This window comes from Micromonospora sp. NBC_00860 (assembly GCF_045207375.1).
Taxonomy (GTDB): Bacteria; Actinomycetota; Actinomycetes; order Mycobacteriales; family Micromonosporaceae; genus Micromonospora; species Micromonospora vinacea.
The window spans coordinates 6,443,390-6,460,600 of record NZ_CP108825.1; the positions used below are offsets into that span (position 1 = coordinate 6,443,390).

Genomic DNA, 17,211 nt, shown 5'->3' on the forward strand with positions numbered 1-17,211 from the left:
TCACGCCTCCAGATCCGGCAGGGGGATGCTCGGCAGGACTCCGGCCGCTGCGGCGATCGCGGCGGGCGTCGTGTCGAGGTGGTCCAGCAGTCCTTCGACGTACGAGACGTCGACGCGGACCTTCTGCACCCGCCCGTCGACGTCGCGCATCACGAACTCGCGGAAGCCGAGCCGGCTGGACGAGCTGGTGTCGGCTGCGGAGAGGGAGGCGAGTGTGGCCTCGTATCCGTCGTTGACCGGCACTCGCAGCAGCCGTAGGGCTTCGGAGGCGATTTCGGCGTCCTCGGCGATGCGGCCGACGAAGACGGTGGAGACGAGGTTCTGCACGTCGAGGCCGAGGATGTCCTTGGGGTTCTGCGAGGCGACAAGCGCGGCCAGGTTCCACTTGCGGGAGTCGCGGGCGAGGCGGACCAGGAAGGATCGGCCGGACCGCCAGCCCTCCATGAAGTGCGCCTCGTCGAGGCCGACGAGTTTGCGGGACGACATCGAGCCGCCGTAGCAGCGCCGGACGGCGAGCCGGTGCGCGGTGTGCAGCATCGGCAGGGCCAGGGCCTCCTCGGCTGACCAGTACTCCCGTTCGATCTTGAGGTCGGGCAACCGTAGCCCGGCCATGGTGATGACGGTGAGGGCCGCGTCGGCGCCGAGTAACCCCTCCGGCGGTCGGCCGAAGAAGAGCATGGCCAGTGGCATCTCGGCGGTGTCCAGCAGGAGGTTGGCCAGCTCCTTGCCGGCGTCGTCGTCGAGTCGCCCGAGGCAGCTCACCACGTCGTCCAGGGTGGAGGTTTCCTCGGCGGGGACCTGGCGGACGGCGTGCCGGAAGAGCGTGGCAGTCGACGCCTCCCTGGCCACCTGCGGCGGGACGAGCATCATGCAGATGTCCTGGACCAGCATCCGCCGCTCGGCTCGGGCGTTGGAGACGGCGATCTCGAACTCCCGGTCACCGGCGGCCCCGGTGCCGAACTCGGAGCGCAGCGGCGTCGGGATGAGCGAGTAGGGCGCCAGGGTGCCGTGCTCCGAGCCGGTCAGGTTCAACACCCGGGAGTACGGCCGCAGCTCGGGCATCGCGCAGAGGCGGGCCAGCGGGCCGGACGGGTCGAGCAGGGTCACCTGGACACCTCGACGGGCGGCCAGGTAGCCCAGGGCGCCGAGCAGTGTCGACTTGCCACCACCCGGTTCGGCGACGAAGACCGCGAGCCCGGAGCGTTCGCGGACCTCCATCGGGAAGTGCAGGTCGAGGAAGACCGGGCGGCGGCAGGTTCCGGCGGTGCGGCCGATCAGGTCGCCCCGCCGGTCGCCCACGTTCGATGCGGCCTGGGGGAGCGCGGCGGCGAGCAACGGCACCGGCATGCGGCGGACGTAGCCGGTGTTGGCGATTGGCTCGCCGGGGATGAACTCGCGGGCCAGCCAGTCCTGGTTCTTCGGGTGCTGTAGCGAGATGCGCAGTTCCCGGGAGTAGAGCTGGATGAGCCGGCGGGCCCGCTCCAGGCATTCCTCTCTGGTCCGGCCGCCGACCGCGATCCGGTGCCAGCCGTGCGCACGGGCCGAGTCGACAGGCAGCCCGGTGGTCATCTCGTCGCCGATCACCAGTGCGCGCTTGGCCAGTCGTTCCAGCTCCGGGGGCGCGTCGATGCCGTGCTCGGCGTAGTCGAGCTGCTGCGAGCGGATCATCCGCAGTCGGTGTTCGAGATTACGGAAGGAGTCGCCTGAACCGAGGATGTCGACCCTGGTGGAGATTTCCATCGGCCAGGGCAGCCGCTCGTGGAAGTGCAGCCACGGCTCGTGCCGTTCCGGGATCTCCAGCGGCTCCATCCGGCCGACCGCGAGGACTGCGACGTGCCGTTCCTCGCCGGTCATCCGATTGACCAGCTTGACCGTCGAGCCGTACGGGGTGCGGTAGCGCTCGACCTGCTCGGTCATGGCGAGCAGGTCGCCTCGCTCCCACCGCCCGTCGGTGACCGGGGAGAGGGTGCTCGGCGGCGACATGCACAACGCCACGGAGCGGTAGAGCAGCCACTCCAGCTCCTGGGCGGTGACCCGCCGGCCGCGCATGCCGAACGCGCCGAGCACCTCGTCGAACTGCTCCACTGTGCGGCCCAGCTTGCGGCGTTCACCATCGGCGGTGCCCCGGCCGAAGGTGCGCAGCACCCGCTCGGTGAGCGAGTCGCCGAGGGAGCGGCGGGCGAAGGTGACACCCAGGTAGGTCTGCCCCTCGGCGTGGTTGACCGCCATCAGGTGCCGTTGGGCGGCGACCAGGTGATCGGCCCAGCCGGTGGTGCCGGGTACGTCGGGCAGCGGCGCCGAGGTGTGCGTGTCGATGGTGCGTGCCCACTCGTCGGCGGGGAACGGCCGGGTGGTGCGGCGCAGGTGCAGTCGGAAGCCGGCCAGGCCGGCGTACTGCTCGGAGATCGCCGACAGCAGCGCCTCGCGTTCGGCGTCCGGTCGGAACGCCCAGCGGACCTCGGGCAGCCAGTACCAGGCGGTGACGGTGTTCGGTGTGAAGGTCAGGTGACCGGCGATCTCGGTGATGGCCAACTCGACTGACGGATCCCGATCCCCGAATTTGATCTTCGGAGCGCGAACCCGGGTCGGCTTGACCGGTCGGTCCGATCGGCTCGCGGCGCGTTGGCGGGACGGGGCGACTTCCCTGCCGGTGGGCTTGGGCCGATCCGGGTCGGTGGGCCGGTGCGCCGTGCGCTCCAGGGCTGGCCGATCCGATGCGGTGATGCTCGCCGGCTGCTCGACCGGTGCCGTGGGCCGGGCCGGCTGAGCTGCCGGCGTGGCGGTGGGTCGGCTGCTCGGCAGCGTGCCGGCTGCCCGGCCGGCGGTGCCGGTGCTCGTCGCCGACGAGCCGCGGCCGGTGGACGGGTCGGGCTCGTCCGGTGGACGGAGCATCGGCCGTCGATCACCGGCCTGGTGCGGCACCCGGGACTCGGTGGGCGGGTGGCCGCCGCCGTGCCGTGGCTCGACGGGTCGGCCACCGCTGCCGGGCTGGTCGGCGGGCGTCCACGGTGGCTCCAACTCGGGAACCGCGCGGGCGGGTGCCGGGTTGGCGGTGGGCGGCGGCTGATGCGGGATCGCCGGCTGCTCGCGGGTGCTCGGGCCGGCCGTGACGGCTCGGGCCGTGCCGGGTCGCCCCCCGCCGCCGAAGAGGTCCAGGAAGGGGGAGTCGATGTCGGCGTTCTCGCCGGCCGACACGGCGGTGGGCTCGGCCGGTGGCGTCCGGCGGGAAACCGGCCGAGGCGCCTGGAACACGCCGACGGCACCGTGGCCGGGCGACGTCACCAACGCGGGGTCGAGGGCGACCTCATCTTCGTCTTCGGTGTAGTCGAATGAGTGCGCACGGTGACCGGCCGGCGCGCCCGGCCGGCCGGCCGGGGAACCCGGCGTGGAGGAGCGGCTCATGCGATCGCCTCGGTGACCGTCGGCAGACCCTTGCCCGCGTCCTGCGACGGACCGTTCGACGTACGTCCGGTCATGCCAGCTCCTCCCGAATCCTGATCCGGCTGCCGACCAGGCGCGGATCGCGCTGCTCGATCGCCGGCTCCCGGGTGCGTCGCCAGTCGGTCAGCGCGGTGCGGATGACCACCCGCGCCGGCCGATCGGGGTCGACGTGCCGGAAGATGAACGACGTGGTCACGATGGCGAGCGCGATCTCCCAGGCTGGGAAGAGCTCGACCGTCAACGTGAACAGCCAGTGGATGAACATGTAGAGGGGGACCAGCAGCATGAAGAGCCCGTACTGGGCGTAGGGCAGGTGGACCGGAAGGGTGTAACCGGGCGGCCCGAGGTAGACCAGGCGGGCCCGGTAGATGTCGTCGTCGGTGCGTAGCCGCATCTGGTGAACGCGCCTATTCGAAGATCAGGTCGATCAGGTAATCGCCGACGAAGAAGAGTGTTGCCGCGCCGGCGATGAAGGCGAGCCCGACGATGGCGATCGCGGAGCTGGTCAGCACCTTGGAGATCTCGCCTCGGCTGGCTCGGCCGATGAAGATGACGCCGAGGACGGCGAGCAGGATCGGCGCGATCTTGCTGGCGAAGAAGGTGACGACACTGTTGGTGTCGATCCCCTTCGGTGCCGGCTCCGCGAGTGGAGCCGACGCCAGGGTGGAGAGCGCGTGGGCGACGCCGGACGACGCCGTCTCCATGAGCTCGAAGGCGATCACTGGAACCTCCCCATAGCGCGGCCGGCGGTGCCGCGGCGGTGCAATAGGCAAGCCTGGCGGGAAAAGTGCTCCACAGGGCATGGCGTTCTTGACCCTGTGTTCGTTACTCACCACGGAGGGTGGCGAGGTTTGGGCGGTTTTCCCCCGCTTCGGCCCTCCCTCCAAGCTTCGCCATCTCGATGCTGGCCAATTCCAAAGCGTACGGGCCGCCCCGGATTGCGACAAGCCGCGAAGGGGCTGCCCGATGCTGCCCGGATGACCGATCGTACACCTGTTCGAATCGGCACGTCAGGGGCAGTGGTGCGGGGCCGACCCGGGTCGCTGGGCGCCGCTGCCGCGACCGGTACCGTCTAGTCGTGACCGATCTGGTGCGGGCTTCGGGCCCGGTGGTGATGGGCGTCCTCAACGTCACACCGGACTCCTTCTCCGACGGCGGACGGTACGCCGACCTGGACGCCGCCGTCGGACACGGCGTCCGTCTGCGCGACGCCGGTGCGCACCTGGTCGACATCGGCGGCGAGTCGACCCGCCCGGGCGCCGAGCGGATCGACGCCGCGACCGAGGCGGAGCGGGTGTTGCCGGTCATCCGCGAGCTGACCGCCGCCGGCGTGACGGTCAGCGTCGACACCAGCCGCGCCCGGGTGGCGGAGGCCGCCCTGGCCGCCGGTGCGGCGGTGGTCAACGACGTCTCCGGTGGCCTGGCCGACCCGGACATGGCCCGCGTGGTCTGCGACGCGCACTGCCCGTGGGTGCTGATGCACTGGCGCGGGCACTCCCGGGGGATGCGCGAGCTGGCCACCTACACCGACGTGGTGGCCGAGGTCCGGGCCGAGTTGGCCCAACGGATCGACGCGGCGCTGGCCGCCGGGGTGGCCCCCGACCGCCTCATCGTCGACCCCGGGCTGGGCTTCGCCAAGACGGCCGCGCACAACTGGGAGCTCAGCGCCCGCCTGCCGGAGCTGCTGGATCTCGGCTACCCGCTGCTCTTCGGGGCCAGCCGCAAGTCGTACCTCGGCAGGTTGCTGGCCGATGCGGACGGCACGCCGCGACCGACGGCCCAACGGGAGGCGGCGACAGTGGCCACCAGCGTGCTGGCGGTCGCGGCCGGCGCCTGGGGCGTACGCGTGCACGACGTGCGGGCCACCGCCGACGCGCTCGCCGTCTGGGCCGCGACCGGCAGCCCGCGCCTCGCCGTGCCGCCGCACGACAGGAATCGAGCGCACCACGATCACGAGCAGGGGGTACGGCGATGACGACGGACCGGATCGAGCTGACCGGCCTGCGGGCGCGCGGCCGGCACGGGGTGTACGACTTCGAACGCGTACAGGGGCAGGACTTCGTGGTCGACGCCGTCCTGGAGTTGGACCTCGGCCCGGCCGCCGCCAGCGACGACGTCGCCGCCACCGTGCACTACGGCGAACTGGCCGAACGCCTGGTCGCGGTGGTGACCGGCGAGCCGGTCAACCTGATCGAGACCCTCGCCGACCGGCTCATTGCGGTCTGCCTGGCCGACGAACGGGTCGACACCGCGACGATCACAGTGCACAAGCCGGAGGCTCCGGTGCCGCACACCTTCACCGACGTGGCCGTCACCATGACCCGGGCGCGTACCCGGTGACCCGGGCGGTCCTGTCGCTCGGCAGCAACCTGGGCGACCGGCTGGAGCACCTGCGCACTGCCGTCGCCACCCTCGGCGACGCGGTGCTGGTGCTCTCCGGGGTGTACGAGACTCCACCGTGGGGCGACACCGACCAGCCGGCGTACCTCAACGCGGTGGTGCTCGCGCAGGACGAGAGCGCGAGCCCGCGCGACTGGCTGGAGCGGGCCCGCGACGCGGAACGCGCGGCCGGCCGGGTCCGTGACCCGCAGCGGCGGTTCGGGCCGCGCACCCTCGACGTGGACGTGATCGCCGTCTGGGGCGACGACGACGAGCCGGTGCTCAGCGACGACCCGGAGCTGACCCTGCCGCACCCCCGGGCGCACCTGCGCGCCTTCGTGCTGCGCCCGTGGATCGACATCCAGCCGTACGGTCGGCTGCCCGGTCACGGCTGGCTGACCGACCTGCTGACCACCGGCCCCGCGGCGGACGAGGCGTTGGAACTGCGTCCCCGGCCGGAGTTGGCGTTAGAGTCGACGGCATGACCGAGCGGAACCGGCCGGCATGACGCAGGCGAAGCCCCCACCCCGCGGGTCGGGCCCGGACGGGTCGCGGATGGGCCCCACCCGGATCTCGACCCTGGTCGTGGCCGGCCTGGGTGCGGCGGCGGTGGCCTGGCTGCTGATCAGCACCCTCTACTACAGCGGCATTCCCCGGCTGCCCTGGCTGCCGGTGGTGACGCTGGCCGGGCTCGCCGTGCTGGAGGCGTACGCCGCGATCAACACCCGGGGCCGGATCGAGCGCAAGCCCGGCCGGGACCCGGTCAACCCGCTGTTGGTCGCTCGCTTCGTGGTGCTGGCCAAGGCGTCGGCGTTGGCTGCGGCGATCTTCGCGGGCTTCTACGCGGGGCTCACCGGCTGGCTCTTCGTGGAGACCACCCGTGCCGCCCTGGACGATCGACCGGCCGCTGGCGGAGGCCTGCTCGCCTCGCTGGCCCTGGTCGGTGCAGCGCTCTGGCTCGAGCGCTCCTGCCGGGTGCCGGAACGCCCTGACGACGAGCGCGAGCAGGACCCACGGGAGAGCCGCCCCGGCCAGCGCTGAGCAGGGGGTTACGCCCAGCTGCGGGCGCGGGTACGGTGCCTGCGATCGGAGAGCAAGGGCCGCCCAGGGTCCGTCCGCGCGCCGGACTGGGGACGGCCGGCCACTGGGGAGGCGGCGTCATGGGGTACGAAGAAGCGGGCCGGGACCGGTCGGCCGAACCTTCGTCGGGGGTGCCGGCCGCCGTACTGGAGAACGTCTTCGACGACCCCACCCACGGCGAGCCCGGTCGGGACCGGATCGGCGTGCACCTGTGGTGGGAGCTGCTGCTGCTGGCCGGGCTGGCGGTCGTGAGCTGGCTGCTCTGGCAGGAGGATTCGGGCGCCGTGCGCGACGACAACCTGCGCACGCTGCTGATCGACGCGGTCGGGCTGGGGTTGCTCGTCCTGGCCGCCGGGCTGAGCCTGCGTACGGCGGCGCCGAACCTGGCCGTCGGCCCGATCGCGGTGGCAGCCGCCCTGCACTACGCCGAGCAGGGTGACCGGGGCCTGCCGGAGTCGATCGGCCCGGCCGTGGCGGTCGCCGCGGTCGGTGGGCTCGCGCTGGCGTTGGCCGTGGTGGTGCTGCACGTGCCGGGTTGGGCCGCCAGCCTGGCCGGCGCCGCCGCCGTGGTGGTGTTCATCGAACGCCGTTCGGCGCCGGTGCTGGTGCAGGGCGACTACGACCCGACCAGCAGCGCCGGTTACCTGTTCGCCGGCTTCGCCGCGGTGGCAGTCCTCGGCGGGTTGTTCGGCGCGGTCCGGGCGATCCGCCGGCTCGTCGGCCGGTACCGACCGATCGCGGACCCGGCCGGTCGGCGGGGCGCGGTGGCCGCCGTGGTGACCGCCGTCGCGCTTGTCGTCTCCACGGTGCTGGCCGCTCTCGCCGGCGTGCTGCTCGCCGCCAACGACCCCGGGCCGGTGGCGCCCACCTCGGGGTTGGACTGGACGGTGCTGGCGATCGGCGTGGCGCTGCTCGCCGGTACCAGCGCGTACGGTCGCCGGGGCGGCGTGTTCGGCACGCTGCTGGCGGTCGGCCTGGTCACCGTCTTCCAGGTGTACGCGCCGGAGCGCGGGTGGACGTTGAGCAACTGGGTGGTCGGCGGGGTGGCGTTCGGCGTCGGGCTGCTGGCGACCCGGCTGGTCGAGACACTCGGGCGGCCCCGAGCGGGCGGCCCCGAGCGGATCGAGCCGGTCAGCGACGGCACGATCAGCTCGGGCTGGACCACGCCGCAGCCGCAGTCAGTCGACAACTGGCCTCCCACGCTGCCGACCCAGGCCGCACCCCAACCGGTGGACCCGTGGCGGGATCCGCGGTGGGAGGACAGCCCGCGGCGGTGGGACACCGATGAGCGGTGAGCCGCGTCGCGTCCGCCGAGCCGGAGCTGATCTCGACCGTTAGGCTCGGCGACATGACCGACACACCTGCCGCCACCCCGGGCGGAACCTCGTTCGAGGAGCTTGACGCGCTGTCCACCGAGGAGCTGCGGGAGCGGGCGTTCGCCCGGGCCCGGGAGCGTCGGGACGTGGGCTTCTACTGGTCGGTGCTGCGCCACCTGCCGAACGCGGACGAGGCCACGGTGCTGGACGGCGCCCCGAACTCGATCGGTCCGACGATCGACGAGGCCAACGCGCTGTGGCGGGAGCTGACCGGTCACGGCTATGAGGAGTCGGCGCCGCTGCTGCGGGCCGCCTTCATCGACTACCTGATGAAGCACTGAGCCGCTCGGGGCAGCCCAGGTCGGCCCGAGCCACCGGTTCGGGGCCTGGGCGGATCGCGTCGCTCATCCACCGCTCCGGCCCGGTCAGCCGCTACGGCACGGCCGCCGGGACCGGCGCGCTCGCCGTGTTGCTGCTGGTCGGCATCTGCGGCAGTCCGGCGTACACCCGCTGGGCCGGCACCCTGACCGACCCGGAGTCGGCCGGCGCCTTCTACGCGCGCCTGCTCGCCTGGCCGGCCTGGCGGCTGGACGCGGACGGGCAGGACGGCGGGCTGTTCGCCGCCGACCTGCGGGCGGTGCTGCTGGTGGTCCTCGCGGTGGCCCTGCTCTACCTGCTGCCCGCCGCCCAGGTCGCCCGGGTGCCCGGCCCGGTGAGCCAGTTCTTCTCCGGCTGGGCCGCGTACGTGCTGGCCGGCGGGTTGGCCGCCGTGCTGGCGGCGCTGCTCGGCCCGGCACCGTCGCTGCTGGGGGCACTGCAGGACGCCAGCACCGGCGCCGGTTACGGCTTCCTCACCGGGTGGATCATCGGCATCGCCAGCCTCGGCGGTCGCGCCTGACCCGACCGGTGCGGGCCGGGCGCGACGGCCGTGCCCGACCGGGCCGGGCCGGGTCAGCTGGTCGGGCGGCCGAGGTCGAGGAGGCGCTGTCGGCTCAACGTGCCCACCGGCCGGCCGGCGTCGGTCACGAGGAGCCGGTCCCGACCCGAGGTGAGCAGGACCGCCAGCGCGTCGTACGCGGAGCCGTCCACCGCGACGGTGGGCAGATCCGGTGCGGTGTCCGCGGGCACCGGCTCCAGCGCCTCCCGGTCGAGTGGGGTGACCGCCAGCCGGCGGATGCCCCGGTCGGCGCCGACGAACTCGCGTACGAACGGGGTGGCGGGTGCGCCGAGCAGTGCGGCGGGGGTGTCGTACTGCTCCAGGTGCCCGCCCTCGGAGAGCACAGCGATCCGGTCACCGAGTCGGACCGCCTCGTCGAGGTCGTGGGTGACCAGCACGATCGTCTTGCGCACCTCGGCCTGCAGGCGCAGGAACTCTTCCTGGAGGCGGGCGCGGACGATCGGGTCGACGGCCGAGAACGGCTCATCCATCAGCAGCACCACCGGGTCGGCGGCGAGCGCGCGGGCCACCCCGACCCGCTGCCGTTGGCCACCCGACAGCTCGTGCGGGTAGCGACCGCCGAACTCGGCCGGGTCCAGCCCGACCAGGTCGAGCAGTTCGTCGACCCGGGCCCGGGTCTGGGCCTTGGGCCAGCGGAGCAGTCCCGGCACTGTGGCCACGTTGGTCCGCACCGTCTGGTGTGGAAAGAGACCGACGTTCTGGATCACGTACCCGATTCGACGGCGTAGTTGCACCGGGTCGCCATCAGTGACGTCCTCGTCGCCGAGCGTGATGCGGCCGGCGGTCGGCTCGATCAGGCGGTTGATCATCCGCAGCACTGTCGACTTGCCGCAGCCGGACGGGCCGATCAGCACCACCAGCTCGCCGGCCCGGACATCCAGGCTGAGGTCCCGGACAGCTTCGGTGCCGTTCGGGTAGCGCTTCTGGATGCCCTGCAGGGAGATCGACGCCGCGCGAGGGGATTGGGCCACGCCGGCAGCCTCCGGGGTAACGTCCACGTATGTCCTTCCGCCTGAGCTACCGGGCCGACCCGGGTAACCCCTGGTTCTCCTGGCAGTACGTGCGGGACAACTCTGACACGATCCTCGCCGCGGTGCGCGAACACGCCTCCCTCACCGGGCGCGCGGTGTTGATCGCGGTGTTGATCGCCCTGCCGTTGTCGGTGCTGGCGTACTGGGTCCGTCCGCTCGCCGGTCCGATCCTCGCCGTCAGTGGTGTGGTCTACACCATCCCGTCGTTGGCGCTCTTCGCCTTCATCGCTCCCTACCTGGGCACCGGGGCGACCACGGTGCTGGTCGGGCTGGTCCTCTACGCGCTGCTGCTGATCGTGCGCAACGTGGTGGCCGGTCTCAACCAGGTGCCTCCGGAGGTTCGCGAGGCCGCCGAGGGCATGGGTTACGGCCGGTGGCGGCGTCTGTTCCGGATCGACCTGCCGCTGGCGCTGCCGGGCATCGTGACCGGCGTACGCCTGGCGACCGTCTCCACGGTGGCGTTGGTCACGGTAGGGGTGCTGGTGGGGCACGGCGGGCTCGGGCAGTTGATCTTCGCGGGCTTCCAGAACAACCTCTACAAGGCCGAGATCATGACTGCCGCGCTGCTCTGCGTGGCTCTCGCGGTCGTGCTCGACCTGCTGCTCATCCTGGTCGCCCGACTGGTGACCCCCTGGTCCACCCGGAGGGCACGGTGACCGTCGCGGCGAACCCGATCGGCCAGGCGATCACCTGGATCAACGACCCGCTGAACTGGACGAACCCCGGCGGCATGCTGGACCGGCTCGGTGAGCACCTGACGATCTCGGCCCTGGCGGTGGCTCTCGGCTGCCTGGTGGCCTGGCCGCTCGGGCTCTGGCTGGGGCACCTCGGCCGAGGCGGTGGCCTCGTGGTGCTGATCTCCAACGCGACCCTGGCCATCCCCACCCTGGCGCTGCTGACCATCCTGCCAGTGGCCTTCGCCAGCGGCTTCGGGAAGACGCCGGTGGTGGTGGCACTGGCCGTCTTCGCCGTGCCGCCGCTGCTGGCCAACGCGTACACAGGGGTGCGGCAGGTGGACCCGGAGGCCCGCGACGCGGCCCGGGGAATGGGTCTGTCCGGCGCGCAGCTGCTGCGCCGGGTGGAGCTGCCGCTCGCGGTGCCCTATCTGGCGGCCGGCTTCCGGACCGCGGCGGTCCAGGTGATCGCGACCGCGGCGCTGGCGTCCTTCGTCAACGGCGGTGGCCTGGGCCAGATCATCCGGACCGGCTTCGGAATCGGTATCGCGGCCGGCGGCGGGCAGATCGTCGCCGGCGGTGTCCTGGTGGCCGGGCTCGCGCTGCTGGCCGAGGTGGTCCTCGGCGGCGTCGAACGGCTGGTCACCCCCAAACCGCTGCGGCGCGGACGGCAGCGCCTCGGGCGGCCACGGGCCGCCGACGCCACCGGGAGCGCCTGACCCCGTCCGGGTGAGCCGGCGTCGACCTGGCGACCCAACCCCGTCCAATCGGTGACGATGGGGTGACGAAGTCCATCCCAAGTTGTCGGTCGGTTCCGGAGCATGTTGGGTGGACATTCGCGGGCGACCGACAGTCAGGATCGCCCGTCGGACACGCGGCCGGCCCGGGACGGGCCGCGCCGGGACACGGAAGGCGGGCACATGCGCGCACGTACACGTCTGGCGATCGGGGCGGTCAGCGCCGTCGCCGGGGCAGCGCTCCTCACCGGCTGCGGTGACGCCGGTTCGTCCGGCACCGACGCACCCCAGACGAGCGCCTCCGGCGCCGGGTGCGCCCCGGTCGCCGGTCAGCAGCTCATCGCTCTGCAGGACGACAAGAAGCTCCAGAACTCCGACAACGTCATCCCCGCGGTCAACGCCAAGGCGGCGAATCCGCAGCTGATCGCCGCACTGGACAAGGTCTCCGCCGCGCTCGACACCCCGAAGCTGATCCAGCTCAACAAGGCCGTCAACGAGGACCGCAAGACCGCCAAGGTGGCGGCCGAGGAGTTCGCCAGCGCGAACAACCTCACCGCGGGCATCGCCAAGGGCCCGGGCGGCGACATCACCGTGGGCGCCGGCAACTTCGCCGAGAGCCAGATCCTGGGCGAGCTGTACCGGATCGCGCTCACCGCCGCCGGCTACCAGGTCAAGGTCCAGCAGATCGGCAACCGGGAGCTCTACGCGCCGGCTCTGGAGAAGGGCGAGATCCAGGTCGTCCCGGAGTACGCGGCGACCATGGCCGAGTTCCTCAACACCAAGGCCAACGGCCAGAACGCCCAGCCGATCTCCTCGCCGGACATCAACACGACGGTGACCGCGCTCAAGGCCGAGGGCGACAAGGCCGGCCTCACCTTCGGCACCCCGGCCGCCGCGCAGGACCAGAACGCCTTCGCAGTGACCCAGGCCTTCGCCGACAAGTACGGCGTGCGGACCCTCTCCGAGCTGGCGGCGAAGTGCTCCGGCAGCGCGACAGTGCTGGGTGGCCCGCCGGAGTGCGAGCAGCGTCCGTTCTGCAAGCCGGGCCTGGAGAAGACGTACGGGCTGTCGGTCGGCAAGTTCTCCTCGCTCGACCAGGGTGGGCCGCTGACCAAGAGTGGCCTGCGCGACGGGTCGATCAGCGTGGGCCTGATCTTCTCCTCGGATGGCGCATTCGCCACCAGCTGAACACTCTCCGCACAAGCTGAGGACGCCCCCGCCCCGACCGGGCGGGGGCGTCCGTGCGTCCCGGGGACCCCGTTCCCTCCGATGGTTGTCGTGGGTAGGCTGCACATCCATGCCAGCCCCGGCCACCTCTGAAGCCCGGCGTCAACCACCGCTGCTGACCGTGCTCTTCTGGGCGGGCGTCGCTCTCGCGCCAGTGGCGGCGCTGATCCTGCTGGTGGCCGACGGCAACGGCCCGCTGCGCTTCGCCGCGGTGCTCGCCATCCTCGCGGTGGTGCTGATCGGCCTCTCCATCGCGCTGCGACCCGACGGCGAGGGCGACTCGGTGCGCGCCGACGAGTTGCAGGACGAGATCGAGGAACTGCGCCGGGAGCTGCGTAGCGAGATAGTGGCCGCCGCCCAGCGCGGTAACCACGCTCTCGACCAGGCGCAACGGGCCCAGGAGGGGATCGCCGCGGTACGCCGCCGCCTCGACGCCAGCGGTGCCGCCCTCGCCGGTGCCGCCCCCGCTGTCGAGCCGGCAGGTGCCGGGCGGGCCCGGGTGGCTGCCGTCGAGCCGCCGGTGGACGACGCGCCGGTGGCCCGTAGCCGGGTCCAGGCTGACGCGCCGGCCGGCCGCGCCCGGGTGTCCGGGCCCGACGACGCGCACCGATGGGGGCGCCCCGAGCACCCGGACGACGACGAACCGGCGTACGCACGGGAGGCCCCCGAGCCGCCGGCCGCCGGGATGTACGGCGGGGAACGGCCGGCCGCCACCGCGTACGGCTCAGCCCGCCCCCGGGAACACGACCGCCCCGAGGCCGCACACCGGCCGGGTGGCGTGGTCCGACACACCGAGACGGTGCACGTCACCACCCGGCACACAGTTGTCGACGGCGGCCCGGCCGAGCCGGCCGGGCGCTACGGCGGCGGGTACGCCGGCCAGTGGACCCCACCCGCGCAGGAGTGGACCCGGGGCGGCGACGCGGACGAGCACCCCCGCCCGGCCGGCAGGGCGAGGAGCGAGCCGGAGGAGCGCCCCAGGGCCGGGTACGGCGACGAGCCGGGCTGGACGGGCCGTCGCGACGAACCGGAGTGGACCGATCGGCGCGACGGGTACGCCCAGCGCGATGAGCCCGCCGCGGCGGCCCGGTCGCACCGCACCCCGGAGCGGCCGGCGGCGGAGTCCTGGGACAGCCCGGACGATCGGGGCTGGTCGGAGCAGCACGACCGGGCGGGGGCCGCCGAACCGCAACCCGGGCCGCCGCTGCGGGCCGACGACACCGGCGAGTACTGGTCGCAGTTGCGGGCCGGTGACCGGTGGGCCGCCGTCCGCGACGACGAGAACGGCCGCGAGTTGCGGGTCGGCGAACGCCGGGCCGAGGTGCACGCCGACGCCACCGGCACCGAGTACCGGGTGGCCGACCGCTGGGCCGCCGTCCGCCACGAGGAGCCGCGCCGTCCCGAGGACGCCGGCCGGTACGAGGAGCCGCGTCGTCATGAGGACGCCGGCCGCTACGAGGACGCCGGCCGGTACGGGGAGCCGCGCCGTCATGAGGACGCCGGCCGCTACGGGGAGCCGCGCCGCTACGAGGACGCCGGCCGTTACGAGGAGCGGGAGTCGTACCCCCGGGACGAGCCGGCGCGCCGCCACGACCGCGACGGCGGCCGGCGTGCCGAGCCGGGACTGCCCGCGCTGCCGGTGGGCGGTGTGCCGGTGCCGGACGAGTGGCGCCCGCCGCGACAACGCGGCCACCAGGCGGAACCCGAGCCGGAGCGGACCGGCCGGCGGCGGGTCGACGAGCGCTACGGCTACCCGCCTCAGGACGACGTACCGCGTGCCGGTGGCGCGCCGCCCGCCGACCGCTGGCGGTGACCGGTCAGGCGACCCGGGTCACTTGTCGATGTCGCCGACCACGAAGAACATCGAGCCGAGGATCGCGATCAGATCCGGGACCAGGCAGCCGGGGAGCAGGGTGGCCAACGCCTGCACGTTCGCGTACGAGGCGGTGCGCAGCTTCAACCGCCACGGCGTCTTCTCGCCCCGCGACACCAGGTAGTAGCCGTTGATGCCGAGCGGGTTCTCCGTCCAGGCGTACGTGTGCCCCTCCGGCGCCTTCAACACCTTCGGCAGCCGGGTGTTGATCGGCCCGGTCAGCTGGTCCACCCGGTCGAGGCACTGCTCGGCAAGGTCCAGCGACGCGTACACCTGGTCGAGCAGCACCTCGAAACGGGCGTGGCAGTCGCCTGCGGTCTTGGTGACCACCGGCACGTCCAGCTCGTCGTAGGCCAGGTAGGGGTCGTCGCGGCGCAGGTCCAGGTCGAGCCCGGACGCCCGGGCCACCGGCCCGGACGCGCCGAACGCGGCGGCGTCCGCGGCGGAGAGCACGCCCACGCCGACGGTGCGGGCCAGGAAGATGTCGTTACGCCGGATCAGGTGGTCCAGGTCGGGCAGTCGCCGGCGTACCTCGCCGATGGCAGCGCGGGCCCGCCCGGTCCACCCGTACGGCACCTCCTCCTTGAGGCCACCCACCCTGTTGAACATGTAGTGGATCCGGCCGCCGGAGACCTCCTCCATCACCGCCTGGATGGTCTCGCGTTCCCGGAAGGCGTAGAAGATCGGCGTGATCGCCCCGATCTCCAACGGGTACGAGCCGAGGAACATCAGGTGGTTGAGCACCCGGTTCAGCTCCGCGAGGGCCATCCGCAGCCAGGTGGCCCGCTCCGGCACCTCCATGCCCATCAGGCGTTCCACAGCGAGCACCACACCCAGCTCGTTGGAGAACGCCGAGAGCCAGTCGTGCCGGTTCGCCAGCACGATGATCTGCCGGTAGTCGCGTACCTCGAAGAGTTTCTCCGCGCCCCGGTGCATGTAACCGACGATCGGTTCGCAGGCGACCACCCGCTCACCGTCGAGCACCAGCTTCAACCGCAGCACACCGTGGGTGGAGGGGTGCTGGGGGCCGATGTTCAGCACCATGTCGGTGCCGAGCTGCTGATCACCGGTGCCGGCGATCAGCCCGGCCCCGGTGCCGACGGTCAGTTCACGGAGGTCCCCGGCGTCGGTGGTCATGCCCGTCATCGTGCCACGGCCGGCCCGAGCGGGATGCCGACCGGCTGGCGCAACCACCAGTGCCCGCCGAGCCCGGCCGGGTCGGTCAGTTCGGCCACCGCCGACGCGGCGGCCAGCGCCCGCACGTAGCCGACCGGGTCGGTGCCGGCCAGGCTGAGCGGCGGTCGGCCGCCGTCGGCCCCGAGCGCCCGCAGCGCCTCCCGCTGCAGGACCAGGGAGTACGCGCACCGGGCGACCGCCGCGCCGGCGGAGGCGACCGAGTCCATGGCCACGTGCGCGGTCACGTCACTCGACCCGTCGGGCACCGGAGGGACCTGCCGACCACCCCGGTACCCGGTCAACGTCCCGTCGACCGGTCGTGCCTCCCTCAGGTGCCCGTAGTCGACTGCTACCGCGAGGCCTTGGCTGATCTTCCCCACCGCTTGTGCCCAGGCTTCGTCCCTGGTCCGGCCGATCTCGGCTCGTGTGTGGTCGCTGTGGGGGGTTTCGGGGCAGCCCGGCCGGCTCCGGGCGGTCAGGCTTGATCCCTCCGCCGGCCGGGCTGCCCCGAAACCCGACTCGCCTTCGCTTGTCGCGTCGGACCAGGTCACCCCCCGGCTCGGGGCGCCGTCCGTACTTGGCGAGGCTTCGGGGCTGGGCCACCAGGTGGTGAGCCAGTCGTGATCATCGGGGCTGACCGGCTCACCGACTGATTCGGCGCCGGTGTCGGGGTCGACCAGCAGGTATCGCCAGCCGTCTTCGGTGTGCACCGCCACGTCCAGCGGGACGTTGTCCAGCCACTCGGTGGCGAGCAGCACTCCGGTGATCTCGGTGGGGATCTCGGCTGTCCAGTTGATCTCTTCGGGCAGGTTCTCGGGGCGGTCGGCGTACTCGACGGCTGTGAAGCGCACACGGTCCGCGAGCGACGGTCCGACCGTGCCGGACGACGGCTCATCCCGCAAGGAACGGACGGAGGCCGTGGGAGTCAGGGTTTCCGGGGAGCCCGCCCGCGGAGGGATCAAGCCTGACCGCCCGGAGCGGGCGGGCTCCCCGGAAACCCTCACCTCGACCCCGACGGACGCCAGCAGGGCGCGGAGCAACTCCCCACGCCCAGCCCCGACGTCGACCACGTCGAACCGGTCAGGGTGGCCGAGGGTCGAGTCCACGTCTGAGATCAGGCGCAGGAGCGCGGTGGCGAAGGCTGGGGAGGCGTGCACGCTGGTGCGGAAGTGGTCGGCCGGCCCGGTGCCGGCGACGAAGAAGCCGTCCGGCCCGTAGAGGGCCCGGCTCATCGCGTCCCGCCACAGGATCGACATCAGCCCACTCCGGGTTCAGGAGGTGTCACCGTGCCGACCCTACGGTCAGGGCCGCCGTTCGTG

General features: G+C 72.8%; 17 protein-coding genes. 11 read left to right on the top strand and 6 right to left on the bottom strand.

What is annotated here, in order from left to right:
• The 3 genes from OH804_RS29705 to OH804_RS29715 all read right to left on the bottom strand — a co-directional run bounded on the left by OH804_RS29705 (position 1) and on the right by OH804_RS29715 (position 4,163).
• Positions 1-3,402, bottom strand: a complete 3,402-nt coding sequence (locus OH804_RS29705; protein WP_406060896.1) for an ATP-binding protein — start codon at positions 3,400-3,402, stop codon at positions 1-3.
• A gap of 70 nt (positions 3,403-3,472) precedes the next feature.
• A complete protein-coding gene (locus OH804_RS29710; protein ID WP_007466101.1) occupies positions 3,473-3,835 on the bottom strand; it encodes a hypothetical protein in 363 nt (120 codons plus the stop codon).
• Between the two features lie 13 nt (positions 3,836-3,848).
• Positions 3,849-4,163 (bottom strand): hypothetical protein, encoded by a 315-nt coding sequence (locus OH804_RS29715; RefSeq protein WP_030327982.1) that lies wholly within the window; start codon positions 4,161-4,163, stop codon positions 3,849-3,851.
• A 356-nt stretch (positions 4,164-4,519) separates the two neighbouring features.
• Between OH804_RS29715 and folP the strand changes: the two genes are divergently transcribed.
• The 7 genes from folP (at position 4,520) to OH804_RS29750 (ending at position 9,114) form a co-directional block, all read left to right on the top strand.
• On the top strand, positions 4,520-5,416 hold the full coding sequence (gene folP, locus OH804_RS29720) for a dihydropteroate synthase (protein ID WP_406060899.1): 897 nt from the start codon (positions 4,520-4,522) through the stop codon (positions 5,414-5,416).
• Complete coding sequence (folB, locus tag OH804_RS29725; RefSeq protein WP_406060901.1) at positions 5,413-5,781, top strand: dihydroneopterin aldolase; 369 nt, start codon at positions 5,413-5,415, stop codon at positions 5,779-5,781. Before folP ends, folB begins: the two co-directional genes overlap by 4 nt.
• Complete coding sequence (gene folK / locus OH804_RS29730; protein WP_406060903.1) at positions 5,778-6,305, top strand: 2-amino-4-hydroxy-6-hydroxymethyldihydropteridine diphosphokinase; 528 nt, start codon at positions 5,778-5,780, stop codon at positions 6,303-6,305. The genes folB and folK overlap by 4 nt, the downstream gene beginning before the upstream one ends.
• Before the next feature lie 19 nt (positions 6,306-6,324).
• The gene (locus tag OH804_RS29735; protein WP_196920107.1) at positions 6,325-6,861 is read left to right on the top strand and encodes a DUF3180 domain-containing protein; all 537 of its coding nucleotides are present in this window, start codon (positions 6,325-6,327) and stop codon (positions 6,859-6,861) included.
• A gap of 119 nt (positions 6,862-6,980) precedes the next feature.
• A complete protein-coding gene (locus tag OH804_RS29740) occupies positions 6,981-8,195 on the top strand; it encodes an ABC transporter permease (RefSeq protein ID WP_406060905.1) in 1,215 nt (404 codons plus the stop codon).
• A 53-nt stretch (positions 8,196-8,248) separates the two neighbouring features.
• Entirely contained in the window at positions 8,249-8,557 is a 309-nt protein-coding gene (locus tag OH804_RS29745; protein ID WP_279515403.1) for a hypothetical protein, read from the top strand.
• A gap of 125 nt (positions 8,558-8,682) precedes the next feature.
• The gene (locus OH804_RS29750; RefSeq protein WP_372432944.1) at positions 8,683-9,114 is read left to right on the top strand and encodes a hypothetical protein; all 432 of its coding nucleotides are present in this window, start codon (positions 8,683-8,685) and stop codon (positions 9,112-9,114) included.
• A gap of 53 nt (positions 9,115-9,167) precedes the next feature.
• On the opposite strand, the gene OH804_RS29755 is transcribed toward OH804_RS29750, so the two are convergent.
• Positions 9,168-10,172, bottom strand: coding sequence for an ABC transporter ATP-binding protein (locus tag OH804_RS29755; protein WP_406060908.1), 1,005 nt, complete (start codon positions 10,170-10,172; stop codon positions 9,168-9,170).
• Positions 10,173-10,174: 2 nt separating this feature from the next.
• On the opposite strand from OH804_RS29755, the gene OH804_RS29760 reads away from it, so the two are divergent.
• From OH804_RS29760 to OH804_RS29775, 4 genes are all read left to right on the top strand, one after another.
• Positions 10,175-10,861 (top strand): ABC transporter permease, encoded by a 687-nt coding sequence (locus OH804_RS29760; protein WP_091403225.1) that lies wholly within the window; start codon positions 10,175-10,177, stop codon positions 10,859-10,861.
• Complete coding sequence (locus tag OH804_RS29765) at positions 10,858-11,598, top strand: ABC transporter permease (protein WP_196920103.1); 741 nt, start codon at positions 10,858-10,860, stop codon at positions 11,596-11,598. Before OH804_RS29760 ends, OH804_RS29765 begins: the two co-directional genes overlap by 4 nt.
• 201 nt (positions 11,599-11,799) lie before the next feature.
• Positions 11,800-12,804 (top strand): glycine betaine ABC transporter substrate-binding protein, encoded by a 1,005-nt coding sequence (locus tag OH804_RS29770; RefSeq protein WP_406060911.1) that lies wholly within the window; start codon positions 11,800-11,802, stop codon positions 12,802-12,804.
• 109 nt (positions 12,805-12,913) lie between these two features.
• Positions 12,914-14,656 carry a hypothetical protein gene (locus OH804_RS29775; RefSeq protein ID WP_406060913.1) on the top strand — a complete coding sequence of 581 codons (1,743 nt, stop codon included), beginning with the start codon at positions 12,914-12,916 and terminating at the stop codon, positions 14,654-14,656.
• Between the two features lie 18 nt (positions 14,657-14,674).
• On the opposite strand, the gene OH804_RS29780 is transcribed toward OH804_RS29775, so the two are convergent.
• Both OH804_RS29780 and OH804_RS29785 read right to left on the bottom strand, forming a co-directional pair.
• Positions 14,675-15,862 carry an NADH-quinone oxidoreductase subunit D gene (locus OH804_RS29780; protein ID WP_406060915.1) on the bottom strand — a complete coding sequence of 396 codons (1,188 nt, stop codon included), beginning with the start codon at positions 15,860-15,862 and terminating at the stop codon, positions 14,675-14,677.
• Positions 15,859-17,148: an SAM-dependent methyltransferase gene (locus tag OH804_RS29785; protein WP_406060917.1), complete on the bottom strand. Its 1,290-nt coding sequence runs from the start codon at positions 17,146-17,148 to the stop codon at positions 15,859-15,861. Before OH804_RS29785 ends, OH804_RS29780 begins: the two co-directional genes overlap by 4 nt.
• Between the last annotated feature and the right edge of the window lie 63 nt (positions 17,149-17,211).

Excerpts from the sequence above, each read along its gene's own strand:
- OH804_RS29710 (WP_007466101.1), bottom strand. The coding sequence starts at position 3,835 with ATGCGGCTACGCACCGACGACGACATCTACCGGGCCCGCCTGGTCTAC.
- OH804_RS29745 (WP_279515403.1), top strand. The coding sequence starts at position 8,249 with ATGACCGACACACCTGCCGCCACCCCGGGCGGAACCTCGTTCGAGGAG.
- OH804_RS29775 (WP_406060913.1), top strand. The coding sequence starts at position 12,914 with ATGCCAGCCCCGGCCACCTCTGAAGCCCGGCGTCAACCACCGCTGCTG.
- OH804_RS29705 (WP_406060896.1), bottom strand. The coding sequence starts at position 3,402 with ATGAGCCGCTCCTCCACGCCGGGTTCCCCGGCCGGCCGGCCGGGCGCG.
- OH804_RS29735 (WP_196920107.1), top strand. The coding sequence starts at position 6,325 with ATGACGCAGGCGAAGCCCCCACCCCGCGGGTCGGGCCCGGACGGGTCG.
- OH804_RS29780 (WP_406060915.1), bottom strand. The coding sequence starts at position 15,862 with ATGACGGGCATGACCACCGACGCCGGGGACCTCCGTGAACTGACCGTC.
- OH804_RS29770 (WP_406060911.1), top strand. The coding sequence starts at position 11,800 with ATGCGCGCACGTACACGTCTGGCGATCGGGGCGGTCAGCGCCGTCGCC.
- OH804_RS29740 (WP_406060905.1), top strand. The coding sequence starts at position 6,981 with ATGGGGTACGAAGAAGCGGGCCGGGACCGGTCGGCCGAACCTTCGTCG.
- OH804_RS29760 (WP_091403225.1), top strand. The coding sequence starts at position 10,175 with ATGTCCTTCCGCCTGAGCTACCGGGCCGACCCGGGTAACCCCTGGTTC.
- OH804_RS29785 (WP_406060917.1), bottom strand. The coding sequence starts at position 17,148 with ATGTCGATCCTGTGGCGGGACGCGATGAGCCGGGCCCTCTACGGGCCG.
- folB (WP_406060901.1), top strand. The coding sequence starts at position 5,413 with ATGACGACGGACCGGATCGAGCTGACCGGCCTGCGGGCGCGCGGCCGG.